General features: G+C 67.5%; 11 protein-coding genes, 1 tRNA gene and 2 pseudogenes. 4 read left to right on the top strand and 10 right to left on the bottom strand.

The window, feature by feature from the left end:
* Position 1 precedes the first annotated feature (1 nt).
* From rfbG to GGR89_RS03060, 3 genes are all read right to left on the bottom strand, one after another.
* Positions 2-1,075: a CDP-glucose 4,6-dehydratase gene (gene rfbG / locus GGR89_RS03070; protein WP_167712713.1), complete on the bottom strand. Its 1,074-nt coding sequence runs from the start codon at positions 1,073-1,075 to the stop codon at positions 2-4.
* A complete protein-coding gene (gene rfbF / locus GGR89_RS03065; protein ID WP_126001222.1) occupies positions 1,069-1,842 on the bottom strand; it encodes a glucose-1-phosphate cytidylyltransferase in 774 nt (257 codons plus the stop codon). Before rfbF ends, rfbG begins: the two co-directional genes overlap by 7 nt.
* Before the next feature lie 313 nt (positions 1,843-2,155).
* Positions 2,156-3,235: a T6SS phospholipase effector Tle1-like catalytic domain-containing protein gene (locus tag GGR89_RS03060; RefSeq protein WP_126001223.1), complete on the bottom strand. Its 1,080-nt coding sequence runs from the start codon at positions 3,233-3,235 to the stop codon at positions 2,156-2,158.
* 424 nt (positions 3,236-3,659) lie between these two features.
* On the opposite strand from GGR89_RS03060, the pseudogene GGR89_RS03055 reads away from it, so the two are divergent.
* Positions 3,660-4,658, top strand: a pseudogene (locus GGR89_RS03055) (glycoside hydrolase family 43 protein); the annotation flags it as partial.
* A gap of 162 nt (positions 4,659-4,820) precedes the next feature.
* Here the strand turns inward: GGR89_RS03055 and GGR89_RS22170 are convergent.
* Positions 4,821-5,006: pseudogene (locus tag GGR89_RS22170) on the bottom strand (hypothetical protein); the annotation flags it as partial.
* Between the two features lie 140 nt (positions 5,007-5,146).
* Here GGR89_RS22170 and GGR89_RS22165 point away from each other — a divergent pair.
* Both GGR89_RS22165 and GGR89_RS22555 read left to right on the top strand, forming a co-directional pair.
* Entirely contained in the window at positions 5,147-5,431 is a 285-nt protein-coding gene (locus GGR89_RS22165; RefSeq protein ID WP_167712709.1) for a TadE/TadG family type IV pilus assembly protein, read from the top strand.
* Positions 5,421-5,552 (top strand): hypothetical protein, encoded by a 132-nt coding sequence (locus GGR89_RS22555; RefSeq protein WP_280740951.1) that lies wholly within the window; start codon positions 5,421-5,423, stop codon positions 5,550-5,552. The genes GGR89_RS22165 and GGR89_RS22555 overlap by 11 nt, the downstream gene beginning before the upstream one ends.
* 37 nt (positions 5,553-5,589) lie before the next feature.
* On the opposite strand, the gene GGR89_RS03040 is transcribed toward GGR89_RS22555, so the two are convergent.
* On the bottom strand, positions 5,590-6,708 hold the full coding sequence (locus GGR89_RS03040) for a collagen-binding domain-containing protein (protein WP_167712707.1): 1,119 nt from the start codon (positions 6,706-6,708) through the stop codon (positions 5,590-5,592).
* 576 nt (positions 6,709-7,284) lie between these two features.
* Positions 7,285-7,375, bottom strand: a tRNA-Ser gene (locus GGR89_RS03035).
* A gap of 79 nt (positions 7,376-7,454) precedes the next feature.
* On the opposite strand from GGR89_RS03035, the gene GGR89_RS03030 reads away from it, so the two are divergent.
* Positions 7,455-8,342 carry a peptidylprolyl isomerase gene (locus tag GGR89_RS03030; RefSeq protein ID WP_167712705.1) on the top strand — a complete coding sequence of 296 codons (888 nt, stop codon included), beginning with the start codon at positions 7,455-7,457 and terminating at the stop codon, positions 8,340-8,342.
* A 3-nt stretch (positions 8,343-8,345) separates the two neighbouring features.
* Here GGR89_RS03030 and GGR89_RS03025 read toward each other — a convergent pair whose 3' ends face one another.
* From GGR89_RS03025 to GGR89_RS03010, 4 genes are read right to left on the bottom strand one after another with little or no spacing between them, the layout of a single operon-like run.
* Positions 8,346-8,939, bottom strand: coding sequence for an ABC-type transport auxiliary lipoprotein family protein (locus GGR89_RS03025; protein WP_125976817.1), 594 nt, complete (start codon positions 8,937-8,939; stop codon positions 8,346-8,348).
* A gap of 8 nt (positions 8,940-8,947) precedes the next feature.
* Positions 8,948-9,913 carry an MlaD family protein gene (locus GGR89_RS03020; protein WP_125976818.1) on the bottom strand — a complete coding sequence of 322 codons (966 nt, stop codon included), beginning with the start codon at positions 9,911-9,913 and terminating at the stop codon, positions 8,948-8,950.
* A complete protein-coding gene (locus GGR89_RS03015; RefSeq protein WP_125976819.1) occupies positions 9,913-10,734 on the bottom strand; it encodes an ABC transporter ATP-binding protein in 822 nt (273 codons plus the stop codon). Before GGR89_RS03015 ends, GGR89_RS03020 begins: the two co-directional genes overlap by 1 nt.
* Entirely contained in the window at positions 10,731-11,840 is a 1,110-nt protein-coding gene (locus GGR89_RS03010; RefSeq protein ID WP_125976820.1) for an ABC transporter permease, read from the bottom strand. Before GGR89_RS03010 ends, GGR89_RS03015 begins: the two co-directional genes overlap by 4 nt.
* Positions 11,841-11,895: the final 55 nt, after the last annotated feature.

Raw genomic sequence — 11,895 nt, 5'->3', positions numbered from 1 at the left:
CCTACTTTCTCCCCGCCAGCACGCGGTCCAGCTGCTGGCGATATGCGTCCAATTGGGCACTCGATGTTTCAAACGCATTTCCGCCATCGGCGACGGCACGGTGCCAGTCGACGATGTAGCGCAGCGCTTCTTCCAGCCGCAGCGCCGGGCGCCAGCCGAGTTCGGTGCGCGCCTTCGAGCAATCGAGCTTGAGGATCTTCGCCTCGTGCAGTTGCGCCTGCTCCTCCGTGCGCCAGCTGGCGCCACCCCAGGCGGCGCACATGCGATCGGCGATCCAGCGCACCGGCTGGGTATCGTCGTCGGCCGGGCCGAAGTTCCAGCCGGTCGCCGCCCAGGCCTCGCCCGCGGCGAGGTGCTGCGCGATCATCAGATAGCCGCCCAGCGCCTCGAGCACGTGCTGCCACGGCCGGATCGAACCCGGCGAGCGGATGAACGGCGCCTCGCCCGCGATCAGCGCGCGGATGATGTCCGGGATCAGCCGGTCCGCCGCCCAGTCCCCGCCGCCGATGACGTTGCCCGCGCGCACCGAGGCGAGTTGCGGCCCGTTCGCGAAGAAGCTGCGGCGATAGGCCGCGATGATCAGCTCCGCCGCGCCCTTGCTGGCGCTGTACGGGTCGTAGCCGCCCATCGGGTCGCTCTCGCGATAGGGCCAGACCCATTCACGGTTTTCGTAGCATTTGTCGCTGGTGACGCAGACGATCGCCTGCAGCCCGTCGACCCGGCGGCAGGCGTCGAGCACGTGCGCGGTGCCCTGCACGTTGGTGGCGAAGGTCTCGACCGGCGTCTCGTAGGAGAGGCGCACCAGCGGCTGCGCGGCAAGGTGGAACACCACCTCCGGTTGCGCCGCGGCCATCGCCGCCTCCACCGCCGCCATGTCGCGGATATCGCCTTCGACATGGGTGACCATGTCGGCGATCCCGGCCTGGCGGAACAGGCTGACCGGCTCCGCCGGCAGCGAGAAGCCGGTGACCTCGGCGCCCATGCGGGTCAACCACAAGGCCAGCCAGCTGCCCTTGAACCCGGTGTGGCCGGTCAGGAATACCCTGCGGCCACGCCAGAAATCTTCGTTTACCATGACTTCCAGGGAGCTCCCTGCGCCCAAAGCGCTTCGAGGTGCTGCTTGTCGCGCAGCGTGTCCATCGGCTGCCAGAAGCCGTCATGGCGATAGCCCATCAGCTCGCCCGACGATGCCAGGCGCTCCAGCGGCTCGCGCTCCCAGATCGTCTCGGGCGCGTCGATGAGGTCGACCACCGAGGGATCGAGCACGAAGAAGCCGCCGTTGATCAGCCCGCCGTCGCCGGCCGGCTTCTCGACGAAGCTGCGTACGCTGTCACCCTCGAACTCAAGCGCACCGAAGCGCCCTGGAGGTGCGACCGCGGTGATCGTCGCCTTGCGGCCATGCGCACGGTGGAAGGCGAGCTGCGCCGTCACGTCGATATCGGCGACTCCGTCGCCATAAGTGAAGCAGAAGGGCGTGCCCGGCTCCAGATACTGGCGAACGGCGCGCAGGCGACCGCCGGTCATCGCGTCCATGCCGGTCTCGACGAGCGTGATGCGCCACGGCTCGCTCCAGTTCTGGTGAACCTCCATGCTGTTCTTGGAGAGGTCCAGCGTCACGTCGGCAGTATGCAAGAAGTAATTGGCGAAATACTCCTTGATCATATACCCCTTGTACCCGAGGCAGATCACGAAATCATTGATTCCATGGCTGGAATAAATCTTCATTATATGCCACAGAATCGGCATCCCGCCCACTTCCACCATCGGCTTGGGACGCACGGACGTCTCTTCGCCTAGGCGGGTTCCCAGCCCCCCGGCTAGGATAACTGCTTTGACCGACATGATATTCCAGTAACTAAGATGACTTTGCCCGGGCCTCCGTGGAAGCATCCGGTTTGCGTGTCAAGTTCTCTCTCAGACAGCTTGTCGCACGGTGGTAGCGGAATCGGCCGACAACGCGTGCAGGAAGAAGATGAGGGGCAAACGCCGCGCCCCGATTTCTTCGACACCAGCGGCCGCGTCGACATCCATCAGCAACGACGCAGAGTTGTAACACTGCAGCGCGACCTGGAGCGGTGCGACCTGCGCAACGCGGACGATGGCCAGATTCCGGTGGCGGGTTCGCGGTGCTGCGCCTCGGTCGCCTCCGCCGCTGCTAAACCGGGATCGCGCCCGCCGGCAGCCGCCCGGCATAGCCCGGTATCTCCCAGGCGACGTGGTGGACCAGCGGCGCATCCGGCAGCGTGCGGCGGCGGAACAGGTTCGCCCGCCATTCCCAGCGCTGCTTGGCGAAGCTGTAGCGCTTCTTGGGCACGAATTCCGCCAGCGCCCAGAAGAAGGTCATCGTCCGGTCATGCAGCGTCGCGGTGGGCGACGCGGGGGCATAGCGCGGGCTGGTCTTGCCGAGCACTTCGTCGAGCCGTGCCTGGTCGAGCAGCAGGCCCGCGGCCCGCGCCTCCTCCGCCATCCAGGCGAGCGGATATTTCGACAGGCCGCTGTCCGCCTCGGGCCAGCCGCCGCCGACATCGCCGTGCCAGCCGGGGAACCACACCTGCCTGATGTCCCGGCCGGGCTCCTCCTCGAACCAGTTGACCCGGAAGAAGCCGCGGCGTTCGTCGAGCGCCATCGCGTGGCGGATGATCGCGGTACCGGGGACCTTGCGGGTGTAGGGCAGTGCCAACGGATCGCCGATCCAGCCGACCGAATTGACCGTATCCCACACGCCGAGGAAATGGGTGGGACAGTCGCGCCCGGAGATGGTGTTCTTGAAGTCGGCGGCGAGCTGGAAATAGTCTTGCTTGTCGGATTTGCGCCCGGCGCGCCGGATCGCCCACATCATCTCCACCGCGAACGGCACCAGCGCGTCGTTGCCGGGCGCGGCGAGGCCGTACATGGACAGCATCGCCGCCACCACCCGGGCGGTATAGGCGCCGCGGCTGAAGCCGAACAGGAACACGCGGTCGCCCGGCTGATAGGCGTTCATCAGGAAGCGATAGGCGTCGACGATGTCGTCCTGCAGCCGGTAGCCGAAGGCGAGCCCCAGCCACTTGCCCACGGTGCTGCCCACCCGGGTGCCGATTCCAGTCGGCGCCCGCGTGCCGATGCCGGGGTGATAATAGACCGCCTGCCGCGCCGGATCCTTTTCCAGCGCGTGGAAGAGCTTGATCACGCTGGTGCGATCCTTCGAGAATTCGTTCGAAGTACCGTCGCAGCACAGCACAAGATTGCGCGCCATTTTCTCCGCCTCCCCGACTTTCCCGATCGCATGCCATCGTGCCCGCTTTGCGCAACGCTGTCACGATCCGAAGCAACGCCCCCCGGGTCCTCTGTCGCACGTCCACCGGAACGCTGGCGGAAAGGGGCAGGTGCTGCGCCGGATCGCCACGCGATGATCGCTCGCGCGCGCCGCCCCCTGCGGGTTCGCGGCGGAAGCCGCCGGCGAGGCAGCCGTCCGCCTTGCCGGGTGCCCTTCCCGCCGCATCGGGTTGACGGTCGATCGAATTTGTCTGACTAAAGCCGCGGACAATGTGCCGATGGTCGAGCCGCTGCGGGTACGAGGGGATGTCATGATCGAAGGCCGGGACACGCACGGGCGCGGCGATGCGGACGTGGACGACGCGCCGTCGTTGCGCCTCGGCCGGCGCAGCCTGATCGGCGGCATGGCGGCGCTCTCGATCGCGCCGGCGGCTTGGGCGCGCGAAACGACGGGGATCGTCAACCCGGTGGTGCGCCAGCGGGCCGATGCGCAGGTCTTCCGCCACACCGATGGCAGCTATTATCTGACCGGGTCGGTGCCCGAATATGACCGGCTCGTACTCCGCCGCTCGAAGACGCTGGCGGGCCTCGCCACCGCGCCCGAGCGCGTGCTGTGGCGGCACCAGGCCAGCGGCCCCATGTCCGGCTTCCTCTGGGCGCCCGAGCTGCATCGGATCGACGGCACATGGGTGATGTATTTCGCCGCCGGACCCAGCGGCGGCGGCGAGGACGTGTTCCGCATCCGCACCTATGCGGTGGTCTGCGACGGCCCGGACCCGATGACCGGCACCTGGTCGGTGCTCGGCCAGCTGCAGACGCCGTGGGACAGCTTCAACCTCGATTCGACCAGCTTCGTCCACAAGGGCCGCCGCTATCTCGCCTGGGCGCAGCGCGAGCCGGGGATCGACACCAACTCGAACCTCTATCTGGCGCCGCTCGCCTCGCCGCTGACGCTCGCCGCCAAGCCGGTGCGGCTGTCGGTGCCGACGCTCGACTGGGAAGTGCAGGGCTTCAAGGTCAACGAGGCGCCCGCCGTGCTGATCCGCAACGGCAAGCTGTTCCTGACCTATTCGGCGAGCGCCACCGACGCGCGCTACTGCCTGGGCATGCTCACCGCGCCTGCCGATGCGGACCTGATGGACGCGGCCAGCTGGACCAAGTCGCCGGTGCCGGTGTTCCAGACCTCCGCCGCGCACAGGATCTTCGGGCCGGGGCACAACAGCTTCACCGTCGACGAGCGCGGCCGCGACGTGCTGGTCTATCACGCGCGCGACTATGCCGAGATCCAGGGCGATCCGCTGTTCGATCCCAACCGCCACACGCGCATGCAGTATTTCGGCTACCGCGCCGACGGCACGCCCGATTTCGGCGCGCCGGTCGCCAACGGACCGTTGCGGCAGCGTTGAAGCGCGCGGTGTCGCGCGTGCTGGCCCTGCTCGCGGCGGCGGGCGGGGCGGCGGCCAGCGCGCCGCGCCCCGTGCCACTAGTGCTGGAGGGCGCGGTCGCCGGGGTGCATGATCCTGCGATCCTCAAGGACGGCGACACCGATTATCTGTTCGCTACCGGGCATCACGCCAGAGCAGCCCGTTGCGGTTGACGAACATGATGCCGCTCCGCAGCCGCCGGTCATCTCCCCTCGGCGGGCCGTGGCGCTTCGGAAAGAACAGCAGCAGTCGCTCGATCTGGTCGTCCATCAGCCTAAACAAGAACCTAGCAGATTGACGAAGCCTGGTCGCTTCCTGCGGGAGCATCTGCCCGGCGGGGAACATGCCGTCGTCGACCGCAGGCTATTATCTGCAGATCACCGCATCGTCCCGGTACCGAGCCGTCGTTCTGCCGCGGGCATGTTGAACGGGACGCCGATCGTGCAAACCGTTGCGCTACGGCTGCAATGAGCAGGGGTTTCGGTGACGACAGCAGCAGCGCGACGGCGATCGAATTCACATTGCTGGCACCCATATTCTTGATGATGCTGTTCGGCATCGTCGAGGTGGGGCGCCTATTATGGGTGAAGCAGGCGTTGACGGAGACCGCCTATAGCGCGGTGCGTCGCGGCGCTCGCATCTTCCTGCAAGACCCAAAGCGATATCCAGGGTTTCGCCACGGCGCACGGGCTGCGCCGTGGCCTGCGCCTCAATGCCGGCTTGGTAGGTTACAATGCCAGCATGACCTGTGACGGCAACGCAGGGGCGGTGCAGGTGACGATCCGCTACGCCTTCGCCTCGCCCCTATCGGGTTTCATCGCAGCCCTGCCGCCGAGCGTTCAGGCGCATGGCTGCTTTCCGAAGCTGTCCTGATACCAAGCGGGCGGGGGGAGCCCCCCGCCCAGACACCTCATGCGGCAACCAGCGGTACGCGACGGCGGCGAAGGATCGCCCCGAGCGCGCCGAAGCCAAGCAGGAACATCGCCCAGCTGGCCGGTTCCGGAACACCGGACGGCGGCGGCGAAAAGCTGCTGGTACCGTTATAGGTGCCGAGATGGATCTCGCCGTTCAGCGTGAAGTTGCGCGCCACGATCGACCCTTCCAGCGCGCTGCTGTTCGAAACCGTCGCGTCGGGCGCCAGAATGCTGCCGTGAAACCCCTTCAGCGACAGGCTTTCAGCCTGATGGAAATTCCAGATCACGGATTGATTGAGCAGCTTGCTGTTGACGTTGCCCTGCGCCACCAGATTCGTCCCCAACACGTTGATGATCGTGGTCATCCCGCCGGACATGCCGTTGAACAGGAGGTCGAAGTTGGCGTTCGGGTCCTCGAACGCCGCCTCCGTCATCGTGAACACCGCGTAGCCGTTCTGCGCGCCCGAATAGTCGAGCGCATTTGCGGCCGACGTGATCGTGGCGAGCGAGGGCAAGGTCGCCAGCTGGCTCGACAAGGCCGTCAGGTTCGCTTGCAGCGCGCGCATCTGGTTTTGCAGTCCGGCAGCGACGTCGTTCGCGCCGCCGGCGGCGAGACTGCTGTCCTTCACGGCACCGTTCAGGCCGCTCACGGCCGTTCCGCCATACCGAACGACGTTGCTGTTGATGTTGAACGTGCCGGTGAGGTTTCCGCCGGCCAGCAGTGCACCGTTGACGCCCCCGGCCGTGTTGAAGTCGATCGACCGGACATCGCCGCCGACGCGTGCGGTCGTCCCGACGATTCCGTTGGCACCGTTCTGATAGCCAGCCTTGAGGCGGAAGGAACCGTTCGCGTTCCCGACGACGCTCAGCACATCAAAGGACGACGTTGCCGCGCCCTGCGACGTGTTTCCGATCCCGAAATTGGTGAAGTTCGCAGCCGCGAGCTGGCCGACGAACGTCCGTCCTTCCACTTCCTGCCCGTTGGTGGTGAGGGTGTCGAACACCACCAGGTTCAACTCGCGCATCGCCTGAAGGCCCGCGGCCGGATCCGGCATCGCCAGAGCTGGCGACGCGACGAGAACAGCCGCGATGGCGGCGACGGACAGTAGGCGCATTATACCCCTTCCTGGGAAGAAAGCCGACCGATCTGCCAAGCGAGCATGGTCGAGCGTATTGAGGCCCTGCCCGGTAGAGGAGCCTGCGCGAAAGAAGTACCCGATATTACGAGAGCTTACGTCCCGTAGTGAGACGTGCGGCACACCTGGACGGGATGCTATGGTTTTGATCCACCGAGCGGCCGACGCCCCCCTTGCCCGGGGTTCTTTCGATCACGCGCTAGAGGCTGCTCGGGGCATGGTGCCGCACCGAAGAGGCCGCGATGTACGACAATCCGCTTACGCGTCGGGCCGTGCTCGGCGGCGCTGCGATCTCGCCAGAATGGTCGGTCTGCTGTGCAGCCCGGTCACGAAAGGCCGAGCGGAACCCTTAACACCGTGATGGCGAGATTCATGTCTCGTAGAATAGTGAGGAGGGTCAGTGGGCTTTCCCATGCTACCTCCACCGCATTCTTCCCCACACTTCGCGTGAAATCGTGTCGGATCGGTTGAAACGCCGCGGAACAAAGAACCGCTGATTTCCGCGGTTTTCTAGCAGTTTTCAGCGAGTCCGGGGAGTCCCAAAAAGGGCGCAGGTGGCGGAGCGGGAGGGATTCGAACCCTCGATACGGTTTTGCCGTATACTCACTTTCCAGGCGAGCGCCTTCGACCACTCGGCCACCGCTCCGCAGGATACCTGGAAGGCGCGGCCCTACCGTTCCTTGGGCGGCTAGGCAAGCGTCCGTTGGCGTGCCAAGCTCCCCCCCATGGCAAAAACCCTGCTCGTCCTCGCCGCGGCCCTCGCCGCCGCACCGCTCGCCGCCCAGACTGCCCCGCAGACCGCCGCGGCCTCGCGGCCTGCCCCCTCGTCGGCCGAGCCCGCCCCCGAGGACTGGCACGACATCCCCGATGACGAGATCCTGCTGATCCAGCTGGCCAACGGCAAGCAGGTCGCGATCCGCCTCGCCGCGCGGTTTGCGCCCGCGCATGTGAACAACATCCGCAAGCTCGCCGCGGCGCGCTGGTGGGACGGGGAGAGCGTCTACCGCGTGCAGGAGAACTGGGTCGCGCAATGGGGCGATCCCACCGAGAAGAAGCCGCTGCCGCCCGAGATCCTCGCCCGGCCGCCCGCCGAGTTTGAGATCGGGGCCTTCGCCCCCGCCCAGCGGCTCGCCAAGCCGGACTCCTACGCGGCTGCCACCGGCGTCACCGCCGATGGCTGGCCGGTCGCCAGCGACGGCAAGGCGGCATGGCTCACCCATTGCTACGGCATGGTCGGCGTGGCGCGCGACGCGCTGCCTGATACCGGCACCGGCGCGGAGCTGTTCACCCCGATCGGCCAGTCGGCACGGCGGCTCGACCGCAACTACACGGTGGTGGGCCGGATCATCGAGGGGATGCAGTCTCTCTCGGCGCTGCCGCGCAGCGACGCCGCGATGGGCGTCTATCCGACCGAAGCCGAGCGGACCGGCATCGCCTGGGTGCGGCTCGCCAGCCAGCTGCCGCCTGACGAGCGGCCGCACTTCCAGGTCCGCGCCACCGACAACCCGCGCTATGCCGCGATGCTGGCGCTGCGCGAGAACCCCGCCCCGCCCACGATCGCGACGGGGCTCAACGTCTGCGACCTGCCGGCAGCGGTCCGCCGCCGGCCCTGAGCCTTACTTGCCGACCCAGTCCGCCACGTCGGCGGCGACCTGGTTGGCGGCCTGGTTGAGTGCCGGGCCGATCGCGGCGGTGTCGATCGCAGCCACCGGCACGCGCGCCTCGAAGCGGCGGCGCTCGAATGCCTGGGTGCCCTCGCGGCCGAGCGACGCGTCGAACACCACCACCGCTTCCATCTTGCTGGCATCGACGCCGAAGCTGCGCACGTCACCGCCCAGGCTGGCGCTGGGCGTGCTCAGCGACTGGCGGCGGCTCAGCACGATGCGCCCGGTGCGTGCGGCGATGGTATCGGCGAGCAGCCGGCCGAACAGGCTGGCGGGCCCTTCGACCCATTGCGCATCCTTCACATAGGCGATCGTCGTCCCGCCCGGCCCCGAATGGACCGGCACGCGCGTCGTCGCCAGTTCCTGCGGCGCGTTGACCGGACCGATCGTCACGGCCTTGACCGTGCCCGACTGCTGGATCTCGCCCGCCGGCAGCACCGCCGCCGGCTGCAGCGTCAGCAGCGAGGCGGGCGGCTTGGCCGCGAACGAAATGCAGCCGGAAAGCGACGCGGCGGCGAGCAGCGCGGCGATGGCGGACTTGTTCATCCGGAACCTCACTTCTTCGGCTTGTAGGTGGGCAGCGCAGGCGCGCCGATCAGGCTGGAGGCTCCGCCCTGATCGAGCTTGTGCGCGACACTGGTGAGCGCCATCGACATCTCGCGCAGATCCTGCACGAGCTGGCCGACCTCGGGCATGGTCTTGTTCGAGAAGGTCTGGATCCCCGGCCGGGCGTCGCCGATCGTCGCATCCAGCGTCTCGACGCTCTTGCGCGCCGAGGTGATCGTCGCGTTCAGATTGGCGATGGTCGGCTTGATGTCGCTGGTCACCAGCCCGTCGGTCGTCGCGGCGAGCTGGCCGATCTGCTGCGCGGCGGCGCCGGCCTGCTGGATCGCGATCCGGGTTTCGGCCAGCGTCGCGGCGATTTCGGGCCCGCGATCCGCCAGCGACTTGGTCAGCCGGTTGGTGTTGGCGAGGATGCCCGAGATCGAGGCCTGGTTCTTCTCGTCGAGCAGGTCGGAGACGCGCTCGGTGAGCGTGGTCAGCCGCTCGAGCAGCTTCGGTGCCGAGCTGAGCAGCGCGCCGAGGCCGCCCGCCTTGGTCGGGATCACGGGGACGCCCAGCGGGCAGGTCGCGCGGGGATTGTCCTTGGGGCATTCGATCGGCGGCTGGCCCTTCACCGCGCCGTCCAGCTGCACGGTGCTGGGGCCGGTGAAGCTGCCCTGGATCGTCGCGTTGGTGCCTTCGAGGATCGGCACGTCGGGCTGCACGCTGATCCGCACCCGCACCAGGCTGGGGTCCGGGCGCCAGAACTGGATGTCCTTCACCGTGCCGGCGGGCACGCCCGAGAAGCTCACCGACGAACCGCGGCTGAGGCCGTCGACCGACTGCTTGAAGAAGATGTCGTACTGGCGCTCGTCGCCGCCGCCCAGCCGCGACAGCCAGACGATGAACAGCGCGAGCACCGCCAGCAGGATCAGCACCACCGCGCCGACCAGCACATGATTGGAACGCGTTTCCATCAGCCCCTCTTATCCTCATGCACCGGCCGGTTCGGGCCCGCGACCGCGGCGCGCCCGCGCGGTCCGTTGAAATATTCCTGGATCCACGGATGGTCCAACGCCAGCAGCTCGGGGATGGTCCCCACCGCGATCACCCGCTTGTCGGCGAGCACCGCGACGCGGTCGCAAATCGCATACAGCGTATCCAGATCATGGGTGATCAGGAACACGGTGAGGCCCAGCGTCTTCTGCAGCGATGCGGTCAGCTCGTCGAACGCCGCCGCGCCGATCGGATCGAGCCCGGCGGTCGGTTCGTCGAGGAAGAGCAGTTCCGGGTCGAGCGCCAGCGCGCGCGCCAGGCCGGCGCGCTTCTTCATGCCGCCGGACAGCTCGGCCGGATATTTGGGCCCCGCCTCGGGCGGCAGGCCGGTCATCACCACCTTGTAGGCGGCGATTTCCTCGAGCAGCGCCTGGTCGACCCCCGGGTAAAATTCCTTGAGCGGCACCTGGACGTTTTCGGAGACGGTGAGCGTCGAGAACAGCGCGCCGCCCTGGAACAGGATCCCCCAGCGCTTGCGGATGTCGACGGCCTCGGTCTCCTCGCGGCCGATCGTGTTCTCGCCGAACACCTCCACCGATCCGTCCAGCGGGGTCTGCAGCCCGATGATCGAGCGCATCAGCACCGACTTGCCGGTGCCCGACCCGCCGACCACGCCGAGAATCTCGCCGCGGCGCACGTCGAGATCGAGATCGTCATGAACGATCTGCTCGCCGAAGCCGTTGCGCAGGCCGCGAACGCGGATGAGGATTTCGCGGTCGTCGCCGCGTGCAGCGTCGGTCATGTCCAGCCCACATTGGTGAAGAACACCGCGAAGAAGGCGTCGAGCACGATCACCAGGAAGATCGCCTGCACCACCGCGGTGGTCGTGCGCTGGCCGACCTGCTCGGCATCGCCTTCCACCTGCATGCCGTGGAAGCAGCCGGCCATCGCGATGATCGCGCCGAACACCGGCGCCTTGACCAGCCCGACCCACAGATCGGTGAGCGGCACCACTTCGCGGATGCGCTGGATGAAGGTGACCGGCGTGATGCCGAGATCCACCCAGCAGAGCAGCCCGCCGCCGAGGATCGAGATGATCGAGGAATAGAAGCCGAGCAGCGGCAGCATGAACACCACCGCGAAGACCCGCGGCAGGACCAGCGCCTCCATCGGCGAGACGCCGATCGTCCGCATCGCGTCGATCTCTTCGGTGAGCTTCATCGTGCCGAGCTGCGCGGCAAAGGCCGATCCCGAACGACCGGCGATCATGATCGCGGTCATCAGGATGCCGAGCTCGCGCAACGTCAGCCGCCCGAGCAGGTTGATCGTGTAGATCTCCGCGCCGAACTGGCGCAGCTGCACCGATCCCTGCTGGGCGATGACGATGCCGATCAGGAAGCTCATCAGCCCGATGATGCCGAGCGCGCCGACGCCGACCACCTCGAAGCGCTGCACCGTCGCGTTGAAGCGGAAGCGGCGCGGATGGGTGATGACGTGCCACAGCGCGAGCACGGTCGCGCCCATGAAGCCGAGCAGGCCGTAGAGCGTCTTGCCCGAATTGATCACCGCGCCGCCGATCTCGCTCAGCGCGCGGGTGAGCGATCCCGGCGGCGGCGGCGGCAGCTGGATCGGGTGTTCGGCGGCGATCACCTGCTCCAGCAGATGCTGCTCGTCCGCGCCCAGCCCCTCGATCCTGGCACCGCGATCGCGCGCGAAGCGGTGGACCACCCAGGCGCCGACCGTGTCCATCCGGCCGATGTCGCTAAGGTCGAGCCGGGCGACGTCGCCCTCCACGGTTTCCAGCCGCGCGGGCAGATCGCCCAGGCAGGCAAGCGAAAGATTGCCGGAGAAGCGGAGCACCGCCTCGCCGTTGTCGTCGGACCGTTCAAAGTCGGCGGGTGCCCTCATCGAAACCCCCTTTCCGCGATTCTGGCTGGAACGGCAAGTTCCTCCGTGGCTAGAG

The organism is Sphingomonas trueperi (assembly GCF_011927635.1).
Taxonomy (GTDB): Bacteria; Pseudomonadota; Alphaproteobacteria; order Sphingomonadales; family Sphingomonadaceae; genus Sphingomonas; species Sphingomonas trueperi.
The sequence above is the reverse complement of the archived record's forward strand: the minus strand, read 5'-3'. Positions and strand labels throughout refer to the sequence as shown.

Coding starts and splice junctions, on each gene's coding strand:
- GGR89_RS03040 (WP_167712707.1), bottom strand. CDS start 6,708: ATGCGCCTACTGTCCGTCGCCGCCATCGCGGCTGTTCTCGTCGCGTCG.
- GGR89_RS22555 (WP_280740951.1), top strand. CDS start 5,421: ATGACCTGTGACGGCAACGCAGGGGCGGTGCAGGTGACGATCCGCTAC.
- GGR89_RS03015 (WP_125976819.1), bottom strand. CDS start 10,734: ATGACCGACGCTGCACGCGGCGACGACCGCGAAATCCTCATCCGCGTT.
- GGR89_RS03030 (WP_167712705.1), top strand. CDS start 7,455: ATGGCAAAAACCCTGCTCGTCCTCGCCGCGGCCCTCGCCGCCGCACCG.
- GGR89_RS03010 (WP_125976820.1), bottom strand. CDS start 11,840: ATGAGGGCACCCGCCGACTTTGAACGGTCCGACGACAACGGCGAGGCG.
- rfbF (WP_126001222.1), bottom strand. CDS start 1,842: ATGTCGGTCAAAGCAGTTATCCTAGCCGGGGGGCTGGGAACCCGCCTA.
- GGR89_RS22165 (WP_167712709.1), top strand. CDS start 5,147: ATGAGCAGGGGTTTCGGTGACGACAGCAGCAGCGCGACGGCGATCGAA.
- GGR89_RS03025 (WP_125976817.1), bottom strand. CDS start 8,939: ATGAACAAGTCCGCCATCGCCGCGCTGCTCGCCGCCGCGTCGCTTTCC.
- GGR89_RS03020 (WP_125976818.1), bottom strand. CDS start 9,913: ATGGAAACGCGTTCCAATCATGTGCTGGTCGGCGCGGTGGTGCTGATC.
- GGR89_RS03060 (WP_126001223.1), bottom strand. CDS start 3,235: ATGGCGCGCAATCTTGTGCTGTGCTGCGACGGTACTTCGAACGAATTC.
- rfbG (WP_167712713.1), bottom strand. CDS start 1,075: ATGGTAAACGAAGATTTCTGGCGTGGCCGCAGGGTATTCCTGACCGGC.